Below are 19,211 nucleotides of genomic sequence, written 5' to 3' on the forward strand. Positions count from 1 at the left end.
CGTCGAACGGGCCCGGGGGCGTTCCCCCGGACCCGTTCGGCGACGGGTCGGCTATTCGCCCGCGTTGAACTCCTTGAGCCACGACTTGAGGTCGGGGCCGAGGTCATCGCGGTCCGAGGCGAGCTGGACGATCGCCTTGATGTAGTCGAGTTTGTCACCGGTGTCGTACCGGCGTCCACGGAACACGACGCCGTACACGCCGCCGGTCCACTCCTCGGCGTTCGCCATCTTCATGAGCGCGTCGGTCAGCTGGATCTCGCCGCCCTTGCCCGGCTCCTGCTTCTCGAGGACGTCGAAGACCTCGGGGCGGATGACGTAGCGGCCGATGATGGCCAGGTTCGAGGGCGCTTCGCCCTGCGGGGGCTTCTCGACGAGGCCGGTGATCTTCACCACGTCGTCGGTGTCCGTCGGCTCGACGGTGGCGATGCCGTACAGGTGGGTCTGCGACTCCGGGACCTCGAGCAGCGCCACGACGGTGGCGTTCTTCTCGCCCTGGACCTCGATCATGCGCTGCAGCAGCGGGTCGCGGGCGTCGATGATGTCGTCACCGAGGAGCACGGCGAACGGCTCGCGGCCGACGTGCATCTTCGCGCGGAGCACCGCGTGGCCGAGGCCGAGCGGGTCTCCCTGGCGGACGTAGTGCATGTCGGCGAGGTCCGTGGACTGGTTCACCTTCTGCAGCTTCTCGTGGTCGCCCTTCTTCTTCAGGGTCTCCTCGAGCTCGGACACGTGGTCGAAGTGGTTCTCGAGCGCGTTCTTGTTGCGGCCCGTGATCATCAGGACGTCGGTGAGCCCCGCGCCGACGGCCTCTTCCACCACGTACTGGATGGCCGGCTTGTCGACGACGGGGAGCATCTCCTTCGGCATCGCCTTGGTGGCGGGGAGGAAGCGCGTGCCCAGGCCGGCGGCGGGGATCACGGCTTTCGAAATCTGGAAGCCCATGCAGCGACCGTATCCGATCCCCCTTTCTGGGGCATGTCATCGCTGTGGAGGACACGGTCTCGGCGCGTTTCCCGGCGGGAAGCCGCAAGCCGGGCGGCGCCGGGGCGCTCGGTAGACTCCTCCGCATGAACGCCGATCTCGGGAACGAGAAGCGTGCCCTGCGAGCCGAACTCCGGCAGCGGCGGCGCACCCGGACCACGACCGAACGCGACGCCGACGCAGCGGCCCTCACCGCGACCCTCCAGCGCTTCGCGGAGGAACGCCAGGTCGAGTCCATCGCCCTGTACCTGTCGGCGCCCGAGGAGCCGAACGTCCGGCCGTTCCTCGACTGGGCGTTCGAGCACGGCATCCGGGTCCTGCTGCCGATCACGCGCGAGGACGGCCTGCTCGACTGGGCGGTCGGCGACGGTTCCGGCGAGACCGAGGGGCTGGCCGGGGTCCCCGAGGTCGTCGGCGAGGTCCTGTCCCCGCTCGCGATCAACGACGTCGACGCGATCCTCGCCCCCGCCGCGGCGGTCGGCCACGACGGCGTCCGGATGGGCTGGGGTCGCGGCTACTACGACAAGACCCTCGGGTCGATGGCGAACCGTCCGCCCGTCTATGCTGTGATCTTCGACGCGGAGTACCTCGACGAGGTCCCGCGCGAACCCCACGACGAACCCGTCGACGGCATCATCACGCCATCGCGCATCATCACCTTCCGGAGCTAGGGTGCCCACCTACTCGTACCGCTGCACGGAGTGCGGCAACGCCTTCGACATCAAGCAGTCGTTCTCCGACGCCACGCTCACCGAGTGCCCGGCGTGCGGCGGCGAGCTGCGCAAGGTCTTCTCACCGGTCGGGGTGACGTTCAACGGCGGCGGGTTCTACCGCACCGACTCGCGGGCGACGCCGAAGGCCGAGGGCTCCTCGAGCACGCCGGCGAAGTCCGAGACGACGTCGACCCCGGCGAAGACCGAGACGACGGCAGCAACGCCGAAGCCCGCCGCGTCCTGACCGGAACGCATCCTCCTCGGTAGGTTTGGGGCATCCCCGACCCGGAAGGAGGCCCGCGTGAAGGGCTTCAAGGAGTTCCTGCTCCGCGGCAACGTCATCGACCTGGCTGTCGCAGTCGTCATCGGTGCTGCGTTCACCGCCATCGTCACCGTCATCGTGAACGCGATCATCAACCCGGCGATCGGCGCCGTGTTCAACGCGTCGAGTCTCGACGACGCGCTCAAGGTCGACATCCCGACCGTGGCCGGCGGCAAGCCGGCGACCCTCATGTTCGGCGCGGTGATCGGCGCGGTGATCAACTTCGTGATCGTCGCCGCGGTCGTGTACTTCGCCCTCGTGCTCCCCGTGAACCACCTCAAGAAGGTCGCGTTCGAACGGGTCAAGAACGACGAGGAGCAGACGCCGCAGGACGTCCCGCCCACCGACGTCGAGGTGCTGCTCGAGATCCGCGACCTGCTCCGTTCGCAGAACGGCGTGCCCGCCGGTGGCGGCGCCCACGTCGCGCCGTCGACGGCTCCCGAGGGCCCCGGTATCGGCGGCACGACGAAGCTCTAGCCGCTTCTTCGACCGACCGGGGCGTCACTGCGCCCCACGATGGACATCGCGCCCCGTCGCTCCGGGGCGCGATGTCCGTTGCGGGGCGCGGTCGCTTGGACGTGCCCACGGAGCGCTGCGGTCAGCGCGCCGGCGATCAGCGCGCGCCGGCGCCGGCGGTCAGCGCGCGCCGGCGGTCAGCGCGCGGCAGCGACCTCGCGACGCTTGCGGAACATCGCGACCGCGTACTGGGCGCCCGCCAGCACGTGGCCGACCGTGCCGAGGTACACGAAGACGAGGGCGACGACCCGGACCCACGGCGCGTGCTCGTCGACGGTGTGCACCGCGGAGAACAGGAGCACCGGCAGCCCGACGAACAGCAGCGCCGAGCGGATCTTGCCCGTCCACGTGACGTCGAGGTCCGGGTTGCCGTGGAACAGCACGCTCGACAGCACCACGAGCACCAGGTCGACGAGCACCACGACGGCGACGACCCACCACGGCAGCAGCCCGGTGAGCACGAGCGACAGCACGATCGCGATGATGGCGAGCCGGTCGGCGACGGGGTCGATCGCCTTGCCGAGCTTCGAGCCCTGGTCGAACCGGCGGGCGATGAACCCGTCGGCCCAGTCGCTCACCCCGATGACGACGAGGGTGACCAGCGCCCAGCCAGGGTGCCCGGCGACGACCAACCACACGAACACCGGGATGAGCAGCAGGCGGACCAGCGAGATCAGGTTCGGCCAGGTCTGCCAGTCGGGGCGCTGTCGCACGGAGTCAGTCATCGCATGCAAGGCTACCGCTCACCAGTGTGGGGGGACGTCGCGCCGGAGCTGGTCGTCGTTCTCCCCGTCGCGGTGCCGTGCGGGTTCCGGCGGTGCGACGGGGTCGTAGCCCGGCGCCGGCTGGGTGGTGACGCGCCTGCGGCGGCGGGGCGCGCCTCCCGGCTGCTCGTCCGTCGCATCGTCGACGGGTGCCGCCGGACGGACGGGAGGCACGGCTGACGACGCGTCGTCGGCCCGCGACCACGTGCCCACCAGCTGGTCCGTCTCCGGCGTCACCGGACCGGCGGGCCGGGAGGCCCGCCGACTCGGCCGAGGCGTCACCGGCGTGCTGGGATCGGCGGGATCGAGATCTCCTGCGTCGCACCGCGGTCGACGCCGAGCACCGACGCGACCGTGTTCGCGACGCGGTCCGGGTCGGAGAACAGCTGGAACGCGTGCACGCGCACGTAGTGCCAGCCGAGACGCCGGAGCACCTCGGGCCGGAGGCGCAGCGACTCGCGCAACGAGCCCTTCACCAGCGACGCGTCCGTCTCGATCGTGACGCAGACGCCGCCGTGCGCGGCCACCAGGCCGAGCTTGCCGCGGTGGCCGAGCGCGACGGGGATGCCCCGCATCTCGAGGCGGCGGGCGAGGTCGACGAGCAGCGGGTCGGAGTCGTCCGGTACGTACTCGGCGGTGGTGCGGGCACGGACCTCGGCGAGGATCTCCGCGAGTGCGACGGTGCCGTGGCCCATCCGCTCGGCCTCGATGTCCGACGGCTGGAAGCACGTGACGATGACCATCGAGCGGCGTGCACGGGTCATCGCGACCGCGAGCAGGCGCTCCCCGCCGGGCTTGCCGAGCGGACCGAAGTCGCGCAGCACCCGGCCGTGCGGCGTCCGGCCGTAGCCGATCGAGAACACGACGCGGTCGCGGCTCTGGGCGACGGACTGCTCGAGCGTCGCGACGATGAACGGCTCGGAGCGGTCGCCGATGACGAACTCGGTGAGGTCCTTGTGCCCCTGCGCCGCGGTGAGCACGGCCTGTTCGACCCGGACGGCGTGCTTCGCCGACGCGGTGATGACCATCAGGGACTCGGTCGGCCGGGTGCGGGCGTGGTCCATCACGATCCGGACCACCCGGTCGACCTCGGCGTCGACGCTCTCGACCGCTCCGGACTCCGGGTCCGGCACGGCCTTGCCGTCGCTGACGTAGTCGAGCGCGATCGACCCGTGCCCGAGGAACGACCCGGCCCACGGCAGGGACTCGATCCGGCCGCCGTAGAAGCGGCGGTTGACGAGCTCGGCGAGGTCCTCGCCGCCGGCCCGGTACGAGCGGGTGAGCGACAGCGTCGGGAGCAGCGTCGACAGCTTCGCGAGCGCGGAGTCGGCGTGGAAGGCGTCGAGGGTCTCCTCGTCGACCTGCAGCGCCCGGTGCGCGGGGTCGACGGCGATCCGGAACGGCGCCGGGGTCTGCGTCACCGGGTCCCCGAACACGACCGTCTGGCGGGCACGGCGGACGGCGCCCACGGTCTCGGCGATCGTGACGGCGCCGGCGTCGACGAGGATCACCGTGTCGAACGGCATCGTGTCGGCGATCTGCGAGACCTCGTACGGCGATGCGAGCCACACGGGCGCGATCGACCGCGACAGGTGCGGTGCGGAGTCCTGCAGCAGCCGGGAGGTGATCGCACCATCGCGCAGCTGCGACTTCAGCGCGGAGGCTTCCTCCGGCCAGTCGACGAGCCCGACCTTCCAGTTCTCGGCGAGCTGCCACGCCAGGCCCTGGGAGACCCCGGCCGCGTGCGCGTCGTCGACGAGGCGGAAGTCCGCCTCGACCCGGTCGAGCATGTCGGTGTTCGCCCCGAGCAGGGCCCGGTCGGACTCGAGCATCGTCTCGAGGGCGGACTGCCACCACGCGAGCTCGAGCTCGGCGGGGACGTGCGTGTCCGGCACGTGGCGGTTCGCCAGGTCGGTGATGAGCGGCTCGAGCTGCAGGTCGCGGAGGGTCTGCATGAGCTCGGTGCGCTCCTGCAGGTTGTGCAGGACATCGGACTCCTCGGCGAGCCGCGCGATCGTCGGGACGAGCTCGTCGATCGGCAGGTTCGCCAGCTGGGTCTCACGGGCGGTGCGGCCGAGCGGCTCGTCGAGGCGAGCCAGGTCCTCGACCACGTTCGAGAAGAGCACCTGGACGTCGGCGATGCCGGTCGGCACCTCGGGGTTGACGCCCGCGGCGACGTAGCGCTGCCAGAGCACGCGCTGCTGCTGCACACGGGTGAGCGCCTCGTGCAGGTCGGACACGTGCACGCCCGGGCGGACGTACTCCCGTGCCAGCTTCTTCAGCCGACGACGGTTGGTGCTCGACATCGGGGCGCCCTCGCCGCGCGGTGCGGTCGCGGCGACGAGCTCGGACACCGAGCGGTCGAAGACGACGGGCAGGAAGCGGTCGAGGGTGTCGCGGATCTCGGTCAGCAGGCGCAGGTAGATCCCGAGCTCGTTGATCGAGGTGAACTGGCGCATGTGCGTCGTCGCGACGAGGTCGTGCGCGCGACGGAGCAGCGTGGGCAGCCCCTCGGCGTCCAGGTCCTTCGCGGTCCGGTGCGCCCGCTGTGCGCCGTCGCTCGTCGCGAACTTCGCGCCGTACCAGGGCGAGTCGTCCGGGCCGTAGCGGAACTCGCCGAGGTTCGCGGCGCTGACCATGGTCTCGGCGACGCGGGAGCGCCCCTCGACCATGCTCGTCACCGAGGTCTTCGACAGCCGCGCGGTGGTCGACGGCGGGACGGGCAGCAGCGAGAGCCGGGAGAGCTCGACGAGGCAGTCGAGCACCGAGACGCGGAAGTCCGGGTCGACGCGGCTCAGCGATCCGCGGTAGTCCTTGAGGACCTTGCGGAGCCGGACCAGGGCGTCGTCCACCTCGCGCAGGTTCGGACGAGCGGCCTTCTCGTTGCGGGCGATCGCCCGCACGACGTCGCGGCGGAGCGTCGACGGGGTCACCGCGACGCCCGGCAGCTGCACGTCGGCGAAGCGTGCCGCGATGCCGCGCAGGGTCGCGCGACGCGGGCTGACGACGAGCACACGCTTGTTCGCGGCGACGAGGCCGCCCAGCGCGTTCACGATGGTCTGGGTGCCACCGGTGCCCGGCAGCGTCTTCACGACGATCGAGTTGCCGGCCGTGATCTGCGCGATCACGTTCTCCTGCTCGTCGTCGGCGTCGAGGAGGAGTGTGTCCGTCTCCGGGCTGCGCTCGTCCGAGGGGGTCTGCTCGACCGGGTGGTAGGACTGCTCGACCTGCCACTTGGCGCTCGGGTTGCCGGCGAGGGCGTCGAGCACCGGGTGGGACAGCTCGTGGGTGTCCTCGACCATGCCCGAGGCGACCTCGGCGAAGGTGGACACCACGAGCCGGGCGTGCACTGAGAAGCCCGGCAGGTGCGCGGTCAGGCCACGGAGGCGGTCGATCACCGGGTTCGGCGTGAAGGAGCCGTCCTGCTGCGCCAGCGCCACGAAGGACTGGGCGTCGAGGATGACACCGAACTGCTCGTGCAGGGCGTCGGCGAGGCCGGGGTTGAGCACGGGCTCGCCGAGGAGCCGGACCTCGAAGTCGCGGCCGTGCCGACGGATCGCCAGCGGACGCAGGAGCACCGGTCCGCGGAACTGCTCGTCGCCGTGCTTCCAGTCGGCCATGCCGATGCCCAGCTTCACGGCGTCGATGCCGCGCACGGTGGACAGTTCGGTGCCCTTCGCCTCGACGTGGCCGGCGGCGATGCGGGCGGCACGGAGCGCCACCTCGTCCCGGATGAGGCTCGACAGCAGCGTCGTCTTGCCGGTGATGAACTGGGCGAGGCCGCCCGGGTGCGTCGTCGAGAGCTCGATGCGGGCGCGCGGGTGGTCGGCGAAGTGGGTGAGCGGGCTCGTGCCGCCGACGCCGGTCAGCTGCCCGCGCCAGACGTCCCACACGGGCTCCGCCGCGTTGCCGGCCTGGAGGCGCGGATCACCCAGGCTGATCGCCTGCGGACTCGTGAGCTGCAGTTCAGGACGCAGGGTGCGGTCGGGTTCGTCCGTCACGGTGGTCTCTTCCTGCTTCCCCCGCTGGTCCTGCTCCCCCTGCTGTCCGTCTGCGGGCGCGTCGGCGCCCTCGACGGGGACGTCGTCGTTCACGTCGTCCTCACCGTCGGTCACCCTGTCCGCTCGCCACACATCCGACACTGTAGGCGGAAGCGGGCTGCCTCTCTGGCAATGAACCGAGGTTTCCGGGTTTCCGGGCCGCCGCGATGCGAAGCCGGGCGACCCGATGTGGTACCAACGGGGCATGGCCATCGACGACCGCACCGCTCCGTCCACCCCTGCGCCGGCACCCCAGGTGCCGAACCGGCGTCGATCGGTCCCCGCCGAGATCTCCCGCTCGTGGCTGCTCGTCTCCGGCACCGCGACCGACCGGTTCGAGAAGTCCCAGCGGTCCCGGGCCGACCAGATCATCCTCGACATCGAGGACGCCGTCGACCCCGCCGCCAAGCCGTCCGCGCGCCAGGGCGTCGCCGCGTGGCTGGCCGGCGGCGGCGAGGCCTGGGTGCGGATCAACGACGTGACGACCGACTTCTGGGCGGACGACGTCGAGGAGCTCCGCGGGCTGCCCGGGCTGCAGGGCGTGATGCTCGCGAAGACGGAGTCCCCGGCGCAGGTCACCGACACGTGGCACCGGCTCGGCGGGCAGACCCCGGTGATCGCCCTCGTCGAGTCGGCGCTCGGCATCGAGGAGTCCGTGTCGATCGCGAAGGCGCAGGGCGCGTTCCGACTCGCCTTCGGCTCCGGCGACTACCGGCGCGACACCGGCACCTCGGCGGACACGCTCGCGATGGCGTACCCGCGGTCGAAGCTCGTCGTCGCGTCCCGCGTCGGGAACCTGCCCGGCCCGATCGACGGCCCGACGGTGGGGTCGTCGCACCCGATCCTCCGCGAGCAGTCGCAGGTCGCGGTGTCGCTCGGGCTGACCGGCAAGCTCTGCCTCGACACCGAGCAGCTGCCCGTCATCAACGAGGTCATCTCCCCGACGCCGACCGACGTCGCCTGGGCGCAGGACTTCCTCGACGACTTCGAGGCCCGCGGCAAGGTCATCCGCGACGGCTCCGACCTGCCCCGACTCGGCCGTGCGCAGAAGATCCAGCGGCTCGCTCAGGCGTTCGGCGTCGAGGCACGGTAGGACTGCACCCATGACCTGGTCGAACGTCCCCGGCGGTCCGCCGCAGTCCACGCCCCCCGGTTCCGGTCCCGGCGACCCGCAGCGCGCGGCCTGGGAGCGCGGCGGCACGACGTTGTTCCCGGCGGCGAAACTCGCCGACCGGATCTCGACCGTGCTCCTGCTGGCGTTCGGTGCCGTGATGACGATCGTCGCCGCGGTCGTCGGCATCATCGCCGTGATCTCCGCCACGGCGAGCTGCGACGCGTCGGCGGGCTGCTCGCCGGGGGCGTACGTCGGCGGCACCGCGATCGCCGTCGGCGGGGCGTTCGTGATCGGCGTCGCGACCGTCGTGCTGGCGATCGGCGCGTGGATCCGACGGCGGTCGTCGTGGTGGATCGCGGCGATCGGCTTCGTGCTCGCGATCGCGGTGATCACGTGGGGCGGCGTCGTGTTCGCCGGCGCCGCGGACGCGGGGGCCACCTCGAGTTCCACCGGCACCTCCGCCTGACGCGCCGACACCGGGGTAGCGTCCGGGACATGGTGACGGTCTCGCGGACGACGGTCGCGGTGGTCGGTGGCGGCCCCGCCGGTGTGGTCCTCGGCCTGCTGCTGGCCCGGGCGGGCATCGCCGTGCGGGTCGTCGAGAAGCACGACGACTTCAACCGGGACTTCCGCGGCGACACCGTGCACGCGTCGACGATCCGGCTGCTCGACGAACTCGGGCTCGGCGACCGGTTCGCGGCGCTCCCGCAGTCCCGCCTGGACGACTTCTCCCTGCCGATGCCGGACGGTTCGCGTGTGCTGCTCGGCGACTTCTCGCGCCTGCGGCCGCCCTACGACCACGTCGCGATGGTGCCGCAGTGGGACCTGCTCGACCTGCTCGTCACGGCAGCCCGTGAGGAGCCCTCGTTCGCGATCTCCACGGGGCTCGCCGCGACCGGGACCATCGAGGAGAACGGCGTGGTGACCGGTGTGCACCTGCGCCCGTACCGGGACGTCCGCACCCCGGGCGACGACGACGGCGACGCCGAGGAGCTCCGCGCCGACGTCGTCATCGCCTGCGACGGCCGCGACTCGGTCCTCCGGACGGCCGCAGGTCTCCACCCACGCTCGTTCCCGGTGCCGTTCGACACGTGGTGGTTCCGACTCCCCCGCGAACCCGGTGACGCGGCGACCGCGCTCGTGCCCGCGTTCGCCGGCACCGACGTCCTGCTGAGCTTCCCGCGACCGGACTACCACCAGGTCGCGTACTTCGCGCCGAAGGGCTCCGACCCGGCCCTCCGTGCCGAGGGCGTCGCCGCCTTCCGCCAGCGGGTCGCGCGGCTCCGGCCGGACTTCGCCGGACGGGTCGACGCGATCGGTTCGATGGACGACGTGCACGTGCTCGACGTCCGGATGGACCGGCTGACCCGGTGGTGGCGGCCCGGCCTGCTCTGCATCGGGGACGCCGCGCACGCGATGTCCCCGGCCGGCGGTGTCGGCATCAACCTGGCCGTGCAGGACGCCGTCGCCACCGCCGCGATCCTGGTGCCCGCGCTGCGGTCGGGCCACCGCGGCGCCGGACTCGACGCGGCGCTCGCCGCGGTGCAGCGGCGGCGGTCCGTGCCCGCACGGGTGGTCCAGACCGCGCAGGGCGTGCTGCACCGCGTGGTGTTCGAGCGTGCCTTCGCCGGGAGGCTGCAGGCGGGGCCGCCGAAGCTGCCCGTCCTGCTCGCCCGGTCGGTACCGCCGGTGCGCGGCCTCTACGCCTGCGGCATCGCGTTCGGTCCGCTGCCCGAGCACGCACCGGCCTGGGCTCGGCGCTGACGTCGTCCCCGAGCGAGACTGGGCGCGGTGCCGGGGTCCCGGCGCATGCTGGGCGCATGAAGCAACGAGTCATCGGAGACGTGTCGGTCAGCGCGATCGGGCTGGGCGGGATGCCCATGTCCATCGAGGGTCGCCCGGACGAACGGCAGGCGATCGCCACGATCCACGCCGCACTCGAGGCCGGCGTCACCCTCATCGACACCGCCGACGCGTACCACCTGGCCGCCCACGACGAGGTGGGGCACAACGAGGAGCTCATCGCCCGTGCGGTGCGCGAGTTCCACGGTCCGGCGGACGACGTCCTGATCGCCACGAAGGGCGGACACCTCCGTCCCGAGGCCGGCGCGTGGGCGCAGAACGGCCACCCGGAGTACCTGAAGCAGGCTGCGAAGGCGTCCGCGAAGCGCCTCGGCGTCGAGACGATCGGCCTGTACCAGTTCCACCGGCCGGACCCCGCCGTGCCGTACGCCGAGTCGATCGGAGCCCTCGCGGAGCTGCTCGACGAGGGCGTCATCCGGATGGCGGGCATCTCGAACGCCGACCCCGACCAGATCCGCACGGCGAACGAGGTCCTGGACGGCCGACTGGCCTCGGTGCAGAACCAGTTCTCGCCGAGGTTCCGTTCGAGCGAGCCCGAACTCCGGCTCTGCGACGAGCTCGGGATCGCGTTCCTGCCGTGGAGCCCCCTCGGCGGCATCGCGAGTGCCGCGCAGCTCGGGACGGCCTACGAGGACTTCGCGTACATCGCCCGGGACCGTGGGGTCACCCCGCAGGTGATCGCCCTGGCGTGGGAGCTGCAGCAGAGCGACGTCGTCGTCCCGATCCCGGGTGCGTCCCGTCCCCAGTCGATCCTCGACTCGGTGACGGCCGCGACCGTGAAGCTGCGTCCGGAGGACGTCGCGCGACTCGACGCGTCGCAGCCGGCCGCCGCGTAGCGCTCGGCGGGACCCCCTGACGGACGGGAGGCGCGGTGCCGGCCGGCACCGCGCCTCCCGTCCGTCAGCGACGAACGTCGGTCAGGGCTGGCAGACGTCCTGGAACTCCTTGCCCGTCGTCTGCAGCTTCTCGAGCGCATCGGTGAAGCCCGACGACGAGAGCGCCGACGCGTCCTTCGCGGCGGCCAGGCTCTCCGTCTTCGAGACGAAGTCGGCGAACGCACCGGCGAACGCGTCCGTCTTCGGCTTCACCTCGGAGTTGGTGACCTTCGACGCGCTGTCCTTGAGCGTGGCGTTCAGCTCGTCGAGCTTCGCGATCGCCGCCTTCGGGTCGCTCTGGAGCTCGGTGACCTGCGACTGCAGGCCCTTCGAGGCGTCCGCCACCTCGGAGCTGAAGGTGTCGCAGGCCTCGGTCTTCGACTGCGACTTGGTCTCCTTGGCGACGGGCGTGGCGTCGCCGCCCTTGCCGGAGCCGCCGGTGGAGCAACCGGCGAGGAGTGCGACGGCGATGGCGGCCGTGGCGAGCGGTACGAGCTTCGAGCGCATGGTTGTGGGTCCCCCCGAGATCTGACCGCTCCCCTCGGACAGGGCGCGGATCCGAGTCGAGCGTACATCGGGGACCCACAGGTCCGACCGGCGGATCGTCGGCACGCACGACGGGCGGTGGGGTCGGGGAGCGTACCGTCGAGGGCATGCGCGCCATCACGCCCGACCACGGATCCCTGCACCTCGACGACCGACCGGACCCGGAGCCGGCGACGGGCGAGGTGCTCATCGAGGTCGCCGCCGCCGGGGTCAACAACGCGGACCTGCAGCAGGTCGCCGGGAACTACCCGCCGCCGCCCGGCGCCTCCGACGTCCTCGGGCTGGAGGTCTCCGGGACCGTCCGCGCGCTCGGCCCGGACGTGCACGGCTTCGCGGTCGGCGACCGCGTCTGCGCGCTGCTCTCCGGCGGGGGCTACGCCACGCTGGTGGTCGCACCGGTCACCCAGGTCCTGCCCGTGCCGGAGGGCATCGACCTCGTCGAGGCGGCGGCGCTGCCGGAGGCCGCCTGCACGGTCTACTCGAACATCGGCATGCTCGCCGGTCTCCGCCCGGGGCAGACGCTCCTCGTGCACGGCGGGACCGGCGGGATGGGGTCGCACGCGGTGCTGTGGGCGAAGGCGCTCGGGGCGACCGTCATCGCGACGTCGGGCGGTGCGCGGAAGGTCCGGGCGTCCGAGGAGCTCGGCGCGGACCTCGTGATCGACCACCGCTCGGAGGACTTCGTCGCGCGGACGCTCGAGTTCACCGGTGGCCGCGGGGTCGACGTGGTGCTCGACGTCGTCGGGCCGGAGTACCTCGGCCGGAACCTGGAGGTCCTGGCGACGAACGGGCACATCGCCGTGATCGCCTCGGGCAGCGGGCGCACGGGCGAGCTCGACTTCGGCACGATGATGCGCAAGCGCGCGACGATCAGCGCGACGACCCTGCGGGCCCGGCCCCTCGCCGAGAAGGCCGCGATCGTGGAGGCCGTCCGGTACAACGTCTGGCCGCTCGTCGCGGGCGGTCGGGTCCGTCCGGTCGTGGACTCCGTGCTGCCCCTCGCCGACGCGGCGGAGGCGCACCGTCGGGTCCGTGACGGCGAGGTCGTCGGGAAGGTGCTGCTGACGCCGTAGCGGTCGGTCGGGCGGGCGGCGGCGGCGTGCGCCGCAGTGTGCGAGGTTCCGCGCTGTGTGGGATGCCGAGGGCCTCGCACACTGGTCGGCACCGCGCACGGTGGGGAGCGCACCCCGCACGGTGCGAGGTCGTGCGTGCTCGGCGAGGACGTGAGGTTGGCGTGGACGCGTGCTCGGCGTGGACGCGGGCTAGGCGTGGACGCGGGCGAGGAACTCCACGAGGGCAGGGTGCGTCGGGGCGTCGAGGACGTCGGACGGCGCGCCCTGCTCCACGACCTCCCCGCGGTGCAGGAACACGATGCGGTCGGCGACGTTCCGCGCGAAGTGCATCTCGTGCGTGGTCATCAGGATCGTCGAGCCCTGCCGCTTGAGCTCCGTGACGAGGTCGAGCACCTCGCCGACCAGCATCGGGTCCAGGGCGCTCGTCACCTCGTCGAGCAGGAGCAGCTCCGGGTCGGACGCGATCGCCCGGACGATGGCCACGCGCTGCTGCTGCCCGCCGGAGAGCCGGTCCGGGTAGGCGCCGGCGAAGTCCGCCAGCCCGATCCGCTCGAGCAGGCGACGCGCGGTCGCCTCGGACTCGGCCCGGCCGACGCCGTGCACCTGCCGCGACGCGAGCGTCACGTTGTCCAGCACGCTCATGTGCGGGAACAGGTTGAACTGCTGGAAGACCACGCCGATCCGGGCCCGGGTGGCGTCGACGTCGACCCGCGGGTCCGCGATGTCGGCGCCCTGCAGCAGGATCTCGCCGTCGTCGATGCCCTCGAGCAGGTTCACCGTCTTGAGGAGCGTCGACTTGCCGGAGCCGGACGCCCCGATGACGCAGATGACCTCGTGGCGGTGCAGCGTCAGGTCGATGCCGCGCAGGACCTCGTGCTCGCCGAACGCCTTGCGCACCCCGCGCAGCTCCAGGACCGGGGCTGACGTGTCGGCGGTGATCCGGGCCTCCTGGCCGGACTCGGTGTCCCTCACACGGTCCCTCCGATCTGCTCGCGCCGCTGCTGGCGACGGGCGATCGCGTCCGTGACGCGGATCAGCGGCAGGCTGATCACCACGAACAGCAGCCCGGCGACGAAGTACGGCGTGAAGTTGTAGGTCTCGGCCTGCGCGATCTGCGCGGACCGGACCGCGTCGACGGCACCGAGGATCGACACCAGCCCGACGTCCTTCTGCATCGACACGAAGTCGTTCATGAGGGCCGGCGTGACCTTCCGGATCGCCTGCGGCAGCACCACGAGCCGGAGCGTCTTCGCGTGCGAGAGACCGAGCGACCGGGCGGCGAGGCGCTGCGAGGGGTGCACGGCCTCCATGCCGGCGCGGAGCACCTCGGCGATGTACGACGAGTACGTCAGGATGATCGCGATGGTGCCCCAGACCTCCGCAGGGAGCCGCGGGAAGACGCCGAGGCCGGGTATCCCGTAGCCGACCAGGTACAGGACGATGATGAGCGGCAGGCCGCGGAACAGGTCGGTGTACCCGGTGGCGAGCATCCGGAGCGGGAAGAACACCGGGCTCTGCAGGCCACGGACGACCGCGAGCAGCGTGCCGAACACCGCGACGCCGATCGCGCTGAAGAACAGGATGCGGACGTTCAGCCAGAGGCCCAGCAGGATGTCCGGGAAGCTGTCGATCGCGGTCTGCGGGTCGAAGAACGACTGCTGCACCGCGGCCCAGCCCGGTGTGTTCACGACCCCGAAGTAGACGATCGCGACGACGACCAGCGTGGACGCGACGGACACCACGATCGACCGGCGTCCGCGCTGCCGACGGTACAGCCGGCGCCCGAGCTCGACCTGGCTCGGCACGGGAGCGGCCACCGGGGTGCCGGCGCCTGCGGGGACGGTCATGCGGCTACTTCAGGACCGGGGTGTTCGTCTTCGAGGACAGCCACTCGGTCTGCAGGTCCTGCAGCGTGCCGTCCTTCTCGAGCGCGGCGAGGGCCGTGTCGACCTTGCTCGTGAGCTTCGAGCCCTTCGGCAGCACGAACCCGAACTGGTCGCCCTTGCCGTCCGCCGGGAACTGCGCCGACACGGTGCCGTCGTCGAGCTGCGCGGCCGCCATGTAGAACGCCGTCGGCAGGTCGGTGACGATCGCGTCGATCTGGCCCGACTTCAGCGCCAGGACGGCGTCGTCGTTCGAGTTGAAGACCTGCGGGGTGACGCCGAGCACGCTCTTCACGCTCTGGATGCTCGTCGAACCGGTGGCCACACCGATGGCGTCGCCCTTGAGCTGCGCGATCGTCGTGTGGTCGACGGCCTTCGACTTCTCGGTCGTCACGACGGCCTGCGTGGTCGTGTAGTAGGCGCTCGACATGTCGACCGCCTTCTTGCGCTTCGCGTCGATCGAGAACTGCTGGACGTTGAGGTCCCAGTCCTTCGGGCCCGGAGCGATCGCACTGTCGAAGGTGCTGCGCTTCCAGACCACGTCCGACTTCGCGTAGCCCATCTCCTTCGCGACGGCGTAGGCCACCGCCGACTCGAAGCCCTTGCCGGACTGCGGCTTGTTGTCCTCCACCCACGGCGAGTAGGCCGGCTGGCCGGTCGCGATCGTGAGCTTGCCGTCGGTGACGGTGCCGTCGCTGTTGCTGCTGCTGCCGGTGGCGCAGGCGGACAGGGCGAGTGCGGCGACCGCGGCGGTCGCGACGGCGAGGGTGAGACGGAGGGATCGGGTCACGGTCGGGCCTTCGTGCGAGGGGGTGGGGGCAGGGGAAGTGTACTTCGGAGTGGGATACCACGGCGAAACGGGAGTCGGGCCGCGCTCCGATGGCCCACCGCTGATCAGTCGGCGAGCGTGAAGTCCTCGAACGAGAAGCCCGGCGACACCAGGCAGCTGAGCAGCACTTCGCCGTCGCCGGGCACGGTCCGCTGCCACACGCCCCCGCGGACGAACGCCTGCGCGTCGTTGACCCGGTCGCGCCCGGCGTCCGGCCCGAGGGTGATCGTGGCCCCGGGCTCCGGCGCGTCACCGGACCCACCGAGCTGCAGCTCGACGGTGTCCGGGCCGTGCCACATCCAGATCTCGTCGCTCGTCACCCGGTGCCAGGCGGACGCCTCGCCCGGGGGCAGCAGGAAGTGGATGAGGGTCGCCGCGGGGCGGTCCCCGGCGGGCGTCGACACCGTCGCGGGTGAGGTCCACGTGCGGACGTACCAGCCGCCCTCCGGGTGCGGTTCCATGCCGAGCGCGACGGCGCGCTTCGGGACGTCGAGCCACTCGACCAGGTCGCCGTCCACGGTGCGTCGGGCGACCATGCCGGGTCGGGGTGCGGTTTCGGTCATCGTTCCTCCTGGGACGGTGCGGTGCTGGGGGAGTCCGCGCGGGACGGTTCGGTGCTGGGGGTGTCCGCGCGGGACGGTTCGGTGACGACGCCCGACGATGCCCGGACCACCCCGCGGATGACGGTCGCGACCGCCCGGCCGGCACCGTCCTCGACGAGTTCGGCCAGGGCGTCCGGCACCGTGCGGGCGTCGACGTCGAACACGGCCAGGTCGGCGCGGGCACCGACGGCGAGGTGCCCGATGCGGTCCGGCCCGACCGCGAGACCCATCGCGTGCGCACCGCCGAGGGTCGCCGCGGCCAGGAGCCGTTCGTGCAGGTCGCGGTGGCCGTACCCCTGCGCGCGGGCGATGCGGTGCAGTGCGGTGACGTCGGCCATCAGGTCGAGCGACGGCGACGACGAGAGCGAGTCGGTGCCGATCGCGATCGGACTGCCCTCGCGCAGGTAGTCCGCGACGGGCGGCGGGTCGAGTCCGATGACGGCGTTGGACCGCGGGCAGAGCGCCACGGCGGTCCCTCGCGCCCGGAGCAGCGCTCGGTCGGCCGCGGTCATGTACACCCCGTGCGCGATGTGGCAGTCCGGACCGAGCACCCCGAGCCGGTCGACGAACGCCGTGGCACTCGCCCCGAACCCGAGCGCACGCATCGCCCGGAAGGACGGCACGTTCGCCAGGTGCCAGTCGCTGCCGTGTCCGACGCCGTCGACGCCGTCCAGGCCGGGCACCGGTCCGAGCGCGATGCGCTCCCCCTCGAACGCCGCCTCGCCGAGGTGCAGGTGCAGCCGGAGCCCCCGCTGGCGGACGATGTCGGGGAGCTCGAGCAGGGGCGCGACGTCGAGCGAGTACGGCGCGTGCGGCGAGAGCCCGGCGCCGGGTGTCGTCGGGACGCGTTCGAGTTCGGCGAGGACCTGGTCACGGCCGTGGGTCTGCCAGGCCTCGTTCTCCCAGTCCATCACCTCCCAGTAGGCGATGCCGCCGAGTCCGGCGTCGGCCAGCACGGTGGAGGCCTCGATGTCGGTGACGATGTCCGCGATGCTCGTCACGCCGGCGAGGATCGACGCCTCGGCGCCGGCCGCGGCCTCGGCTCGCCAGTCGTGGGGTTCGGCGTAGTCCTCGTTGAACGCGGCCGCCCACTCCTCGAATCCGTCGTACTGGCGGCGTCCGACACTGGCCATGCCGGTGTACTGCAGGTGCGAGTGCGCGTTCACGAGCCCCGGCAGGAGCGCCCCTCGCCACTGCCGCTCGGTGAACGGCGTGCCAGCGCTCGCCAGCTGGTCGACGACCCACGAGCGGTCGCCGACGTGCAGGATCCGGCCGTCCTGCACCGCCACCGCGCCGTCGGCGATCGGCGGCGCGGTCATCGGCACGACGACGCGCGCCGCGTGCACGGTGACGGGGTGTGCGGCGGTCATGCCGGGTCCCCGAACCGGTGCGTCCGGACGTCCGGCTCGCGGTCCGCCGGGTGCTCGGCGAGGGGGCCGGGAGGCGCGGCTCGGCTCCCGAACGCCGTCAGCGCCGTGCGGGCGGTCGCCTCGTCCACCGCGGGGTCGATCGGCACGACGGCGCGGTCGAGCTCGTCGCCGCGTTCGAGGAGCATCCGCACGGCGCCGAGCTGCGCGGCGAACGACAGGTCCATGATCTCGACCGGGTTGCCCTCGGCCGCGGTGATGTTGATGCACCCGCCGCCGTCGAGCACGAGCACGGCGTGCCCGTCCGGCCACGCGAACCGCTCGACCTTCCGGCTGACAGGCGACCGGACCGCCCCAGCGGCGACGGCGGCGTCGATCGCGATCTCCTGGTCCACCCCGCCGGCGACGGCGACCACGGCACCGTCCGCGCACGCGCGCAGCACGTCCAGCGTGACGGTGTCGGCGACACCGGTGGCGCTCACCACCAGGTCGGCGCTCCGCACGGCATCGGCGAGCGGGGCGACGGCGTGGCCGGCGAACAGCGCCTGCAGGGCGCGGACGGGGTCGGTCTCGGCGACCGTCACCCGGAAGCCGAGCGCGGCGAGCACCAGGGCGACCCCCTCGCCGACGTGCCCGAACCCGGCGACGACCGCCGTGCCTCCCGGCCGGACCCGGTGCGTGCCGGACGGCAGCCCGTCGACCAGGTCGAGCACCGCGAACACGGTGGACTGCCCGGTGCCGTACCGGTTGTCGAAGAACGTCTTGGTGCGGGCGTCGTTCACGGCGACGACGGGGATGCCGAGCTCGCCGCGGGCCGCCATCACCCGCAGGGGCCGGAGGCCGCTCGTCGTCTCCTCCGCCGCGCCGAGCATCGTCGGCAGCAGGTCGGGGCGCTCCTGGTGGGCAAGCCGGATCAGGTGCGAACCGTCGTCGAGCAGGATGTGCGGCCGGGAGTCGAGCATCGCCAGCGCGAGTGCCTGCTGTTCCGCGAGCGTGGCGGTGCTGCTCGCGTGCACCGGCAACCCGGCGTGCCGCAGCACGTCGGCGACGGCGTCGTCGGTCTCGTCGGCGTGGGCGTAGACGACCACCTCGGCGCCGGCGTCCCGGAGGAGCAGGCTCAGCACGGCGGTCTTCGGCTCGAGGAACATGGCCACGCCGATGCGCGTGCCCCGGAGCAGACCGCCGTCGCGGAGCTCGGCCGCGACGGCGCGGGACACCGGCATCGAACGGCGGGCCCAGCGCAGGCGGGCCTCGGCGGCGGGGTCGTCCTCGGGGTCGCGGCCGGTCGACACGAGGAACACGTCGTCGGAGAGCGCCGGCACGCCGAGCACCCCCGGGCGTGCGCTCGTCACCGGTCCGAACGCGTCCTCGTCGACGGCGGGCACGTGCCGTCCGGCGTCGATGACGACCAGGGTGGCGCCACGGGGACGGTCCGCCTCGCGCTCGACGACCGGCGTCGACTCCTCCGGCGAGCCGAGGCACCAGAGCTGGTCGACCGGCTCGTGGTCCGCTGCCGGACGGGCCCCCAGGCCGGTGAGCAGACCGTGCAGGGCCGCGGCGTCACGGGGGTCGCCGCCGACGACGCGGAACCGGCGTGCGGCGACGAGCAGGTTCGTGGCGGCGGCGAAGCGCCGGACGGCCGCGGACGCCCAGGAGCGGGTGTCGGCGTCGGGTCCGGGCAGCATGGTCCAATCGTATGGAATACGGGAGGTCCCTCGGACGT

General features: G+C 72.4%; 18 protein-coding genes. 8 read left to right on the forward strand and 10 right to left on the reverse strand.

Annotated features, from left to right (window positions below; translation table 11 throughout):
• Nucleotides 1–51: 51 nt before the first annotated feature.
• A complete protein-coding gene (galU, locus tag ACRQ4B_RS00325; protein WP_439692742.1) occupies nt 52–942 on the reverse strand; it encodes a UTP--glucose-1-phosphate uridylyltransferase GalU in 891 nt (296 codons plus the stop codon).
• Nucleotides 943–1,067: 125 nt separating this feature from the next.
• Between galU and ACRQ4B_RS00330 the strand changes: the two genes are divergently transcribed.
• The 3 genes from ACRQ4B_RS00330 to mscL are packed head-to-tail and all read left to right on the forward strand — an operon-like array spanning nt 1,068 to nt 2,493.
• Nucleotides 1,068–1,652: a 5-formyltetrahydrofolate cyclo-ligase gene (locus tag ACRQ4B_RS00330; RefSeq protein WP_439692743.1), complete on the forward strand. Its 585-nt coding sequence runs from the start codon at nt 1,068–1,070 to the stop codon at nt 1,650–1,652.
• A gap of 1 nt (nt 1,653) precedes the next feature.
• Nucleotides 1,654–1,938, forward strand: a complete 285-nt coding sequence (locus tag ACRQ4B_RS00335; protein ID WP_439692744.1) for an FmdB family zinc ribbon protein — start codon at nt 1,654–1,656, stop codon at nt 1,936–1,938.
• A gap of 57 nt (nt 1,939–1,995) precedes the next feature.
• A complete protein-coding gene (gene mscL / locus ACRQ4B_RS00340; protein WP_439692745.1) occupies nt 1,996–2,493 on the forward strand; it encodes a large conductance mechanosensitive channel protein MscL in 498 nt (165 codons plus the stop codon).
• 176 nt (nt 2,494–2,669) lie between these two features.
• On the opposite strand, the gene ACRQ4B_RS00345 is transcribed toward mscL, so the two are convergent.
• Nucleotides 2,670–3,257, reverse strand: coding sequence for a CDP-alcohol phosphatidyltransferase family protein (locus tag ACRQ4B_RS00345; protein WP_439692747.1), 588 nt, complete (start codon nt 3,255–3,257; stop codon nt 2,670–2,672).
• A 317-nt stretch (nt 3,258–3,574) separates the two neighbouring features.
• Nucleotides 3,575–7,411: an AAA family ATPase gene (locus tag ACRQ4B_RS00350; RefSeq protein ID WP_439692748.1), complete on the reverse strand. Its 3,837-nt coding sequence runs from the start codon at nt 7,409–7,411 to the stop codon at nt 3,575–3,577.
• A 130-nt stretch (nt 7,412–7,541) separates the two neighbouring features.
• Between ACRQ4B_RS00350 and ACRQ4B_RS00355 the strand changes: the two genes are divergently transcribed.
• The 4 genes from ACRQ4B_RS00355 to ACRQ4B_RS00370 are packed head-to-tail and all read left to right on the forward strand — an operon-like array spanning nt 7,542 to nt 11,149.
• Complete coding sequence (locus tag ACRQ4B_RS00355) at nt 7,542–8,429, forward strand: HpcH/HpaI aldolase/citrate lyase family protein (RefSeq protein WP_439692749.1); 888 nt, start codon at nt 7,542–7,544, stop codon at nt 8,427–8,429.
• 10 nt (nt 8,430–8,439) lie between these two features.
• Nucleotides 8,440–8,916: a DUF6264 family protein gene (locus ACRQ4B_RS00360; protein ID WP_439692751.1), complete on the forward strand. Its 477-nt coding sequence runs from the start codon at nt 8,440–8,442 to the stop codon at nt 8,914–8,916.
• Nucleotides 8,917–8,945: 29 nt separating this feature from the next.
• On the forward strand, nt 8,946–10,214 hold the full coding sequence (locus tag ACRQ4B_RS00365) for an FAD-dependent oxidoreductase (RefSeq protein ID WP_439692752.1): 1,269 nt from the start codon (nt 8,946–8,948) through the stop codon (nt 10,212–10,214).
• Nucleotides 10,215–10,270: 56 nt separating this feature from the next.
• Complete coding sequence (locus tag ACRQ4B_RS00370) at nt 10,271–11,149, forward strand: aldo/keto reductase (RefSeq protein WP_439692754.1); 879 nt, start codon at nt 10,271–10,273, stop codon at nt 11,147–11,149.
• Nucleotides 11,150–11,230: 81 nt separating this feature from the next.
• On the opposite strand, the gene ACRQ4B_RS00375 is transcribed toward ACRQ4B_RS00370, so the two are convergent.
• Nucleotides 11,231–11,695 (reverse strand): hypothetical protein, encoded by a 465-nt coding sequence (locus tag ACRQ4B_RS00375; RefSeq protein WP_439692756.1) that lies wholly within the window; start codon nt 11,693–11,695, stop codon nt 11,231–11,233.
• 146 nt (nt 11,696–11,841) lie between these two features.
• Between ACRQ4B_RS00375 and ACRQ4B_RS00380 the strand changes: the two genes are divergently transcribed.
• The gene (locus ACRQ4B_RS00380) at nt 11,842–12,807 is read left to right on the forward strand and encodes an NAD(P)H-quinone oxidoreductase (RefSeq protein WP_439692757.1); all 966 of its coding nucleotides are present in this window, start codon (nt 11,842–11,844) and stop codon (nt 12,805–12,807) included.
• A 189-nt stretch (nt 12,808–12,996) separates the two neighbouring features.
• On the opposite strand, the gene ACRQ4B_RS00385 is transcribed toward ACRQ4B_RS00380, so the two are convergent.
• From ACRQ4B_RS00385 to ACRQ4B_RS00410, 6 genes are all read right to left on the reverse strand, one after another.
• Complete coding sequence (locus ACRQ4B_RS00385; RefSeq protein ID WP_439692759.1) at nt 12,997–13,779, reverse strand: amino acid ABC transporter ATP-binding protein; 783 nt, start codon at nt 13,777–13,779, stop codon at nt 12,997–12,999.
• A complete protein-coding gene (locus ACRQ4B_RS00390; RefSeq protein WP_439692760.1) occupies nt 13,776–14,654 on the reverse strand; it encodes an amino acid ABC transporter permease in 879 nt (292 codons plus the stop codon). Before ACRQ4B_RS00390 ends, ACRQ4B_RS00385 begins: the two co-directional genes overlap by 4 nt.
• Nucleotides 14,655–14,658: 4 nt before the next feature.
• Nucleotides 14,659–15,480 (reverse strand): ABC transporter substrate-binding protein, encoded by an 822-nt coding sequence (locus ACRQ4B_RS00395; protein ID WP_439692761.1) that lies wholly within the window; start codon nt 15,478–15,480, stop codon nt 14,659–14,661.
• 104 nt (nt 15,481–15,584) lie between these two features.
• Nucleotides 15,585–16,082: a cupin domain-containing protein gene (locus tag ACRQ4B_RS00400; protein WP_439692762.1), complete on the reverse strand. Its 498-nt coding sequence runs from the start codon at nt 16,080–16,082 to the stop codon at nt 15,585–15,587.
• Nucleotides 16,079–17,491 (reverse strand): amidohydrolase family protein, encoded by a 1,413-nt coding sequence (locus tag ACRQ4B_RS00405; RefSeq protein WP_439692763.1) that lies wholly within the window; start codon nt 17,489–17,491, stop codon nt 16,079–16,081. The genes ACRQ4B_RS00400 and ACRQ4B_RS00405 overlap by 4 nt, the downstream gene beginning before the upstream one ends.
• On the reverse strand, nt 17,488–19,173 hold the full coding sequence (locus ACRQ4B_RS00410; RefSeq protein WP_439692764.1) for an adenosylhomocysteinase: 1,686 nt from the start codon (nt 19,171–19,173) through the stop codon (nt 17,488–17,490). Before ACRQ4B_RS00410 ends, ACRQ4B_RS00405 begins: the two co-directional genes overlap by 4 nt.
• Nucleotides 19,174–19,211 lie beyond the last annotated feature (38 nt).

This window comes from Curtobacterium sp. SP.BCo (assembly GCF_051903265.1).
Lineage (GTDB): Bacteria > Actinomycetota > Actinomycetes > Actinomycetales > Microbacteriaceae > Curtobacterium.

Bases quoted from the DNA above. Each gene is read 5' to 3' on its own strand.
- ACRQ4B_RS00360 (WP_439692751.1), top strand. From the start codon at position 8,440: ATGACCTGGTCGAACGTCCCCGGCGGTCCGCCGCAGTCCACGCCCCCC.
- ACRQ4B_RS00390 (WP_439692760.1), bottom strand. From the start codon at position 14,654: ATGACCGTCCCCGCAGGCGCCGGCACCCCGGTGGCCGCTCCCGTGCCG.
- ACRQ4B_RS00355 (WP_439692749.1), top strand. From the start codon at position 7,542: ATGGCCATCGACGACCGCACCGCTCCGTCCACCCCTGCGCCGGCACCC.
- ACRQ4B_RS00375 (WP_439692756.1), bottom strand. From the start codon at position 11,695: ATGCGCTCGAAGCTCGTACCGCTCGCCACGGCCGCCATCGCCGTCGCA.
- ACRQ4B_RS00330 (WP_439692743.1), top strand. From the start codon at position 1,068: ATGAACGCCGATCTCGGGAACGAGAAGCGTGCCCTGCGAGCCGAACTC.
- ACRQ4B_RS00345 (WP_439692747.1), bottom strand. From the start codon at position 3,257: ATGACTGACTCCGTGCGACAGCGCCCCGACTGGCAGACCTGGCCGAAC.
- ACRQ4B_RS00400 (WP_439692762.1), bottom strand. From the start codon at position 16,082: ATGACCGAAACCGCACCCCGACCCGGCATGGTCGCCCGACGCACCGTG.
- galU (WP_439692742.1), bottom strand. From the start codon at position 942: ATGGGCTTCCAGATTTCGAAAGCCGTGATCCCCGCCGCCGGCCTGGGC.
- ACRQ4B_RS00365 (WP_439692752.1), top strand. From the start codon at position 8,946: ATGGTGACGGTCTCGCGGACGACGGTCGCGGTGGTCGGTGGCGGCCCC.
- ACRQ4B_RS00405 (WP_439692763.1), bottom strand. From the start codon at position 17,491: ATGACCGCCGCACACCCCGTCACCGTGCACGCGGCGCGCGTCGTCGTG.
- ACRQ4B_RS00370 (WP_439692754.1), top strand. From the start codon at position 10,271: ATGAAGCAACGAGTCATCGGAGACGTGTCGGTCAGCGCGATCGGGCTG.
- ACRQ4B_RS00380 (WP_439692757.1), top strand. From the start codon at position 11,842: ATGCGCGCCATCACGCCCGACCACGGATCCCTGCACCTCGACGACCGA.
- ACRQ4B_RS00410 (WP_439692764.1), bottom strand. From the start codon at position 19,173: ATGCTGCCCGGACCCGACGCCGACACCCGCTCCTGGGCGTCCGCGGCC.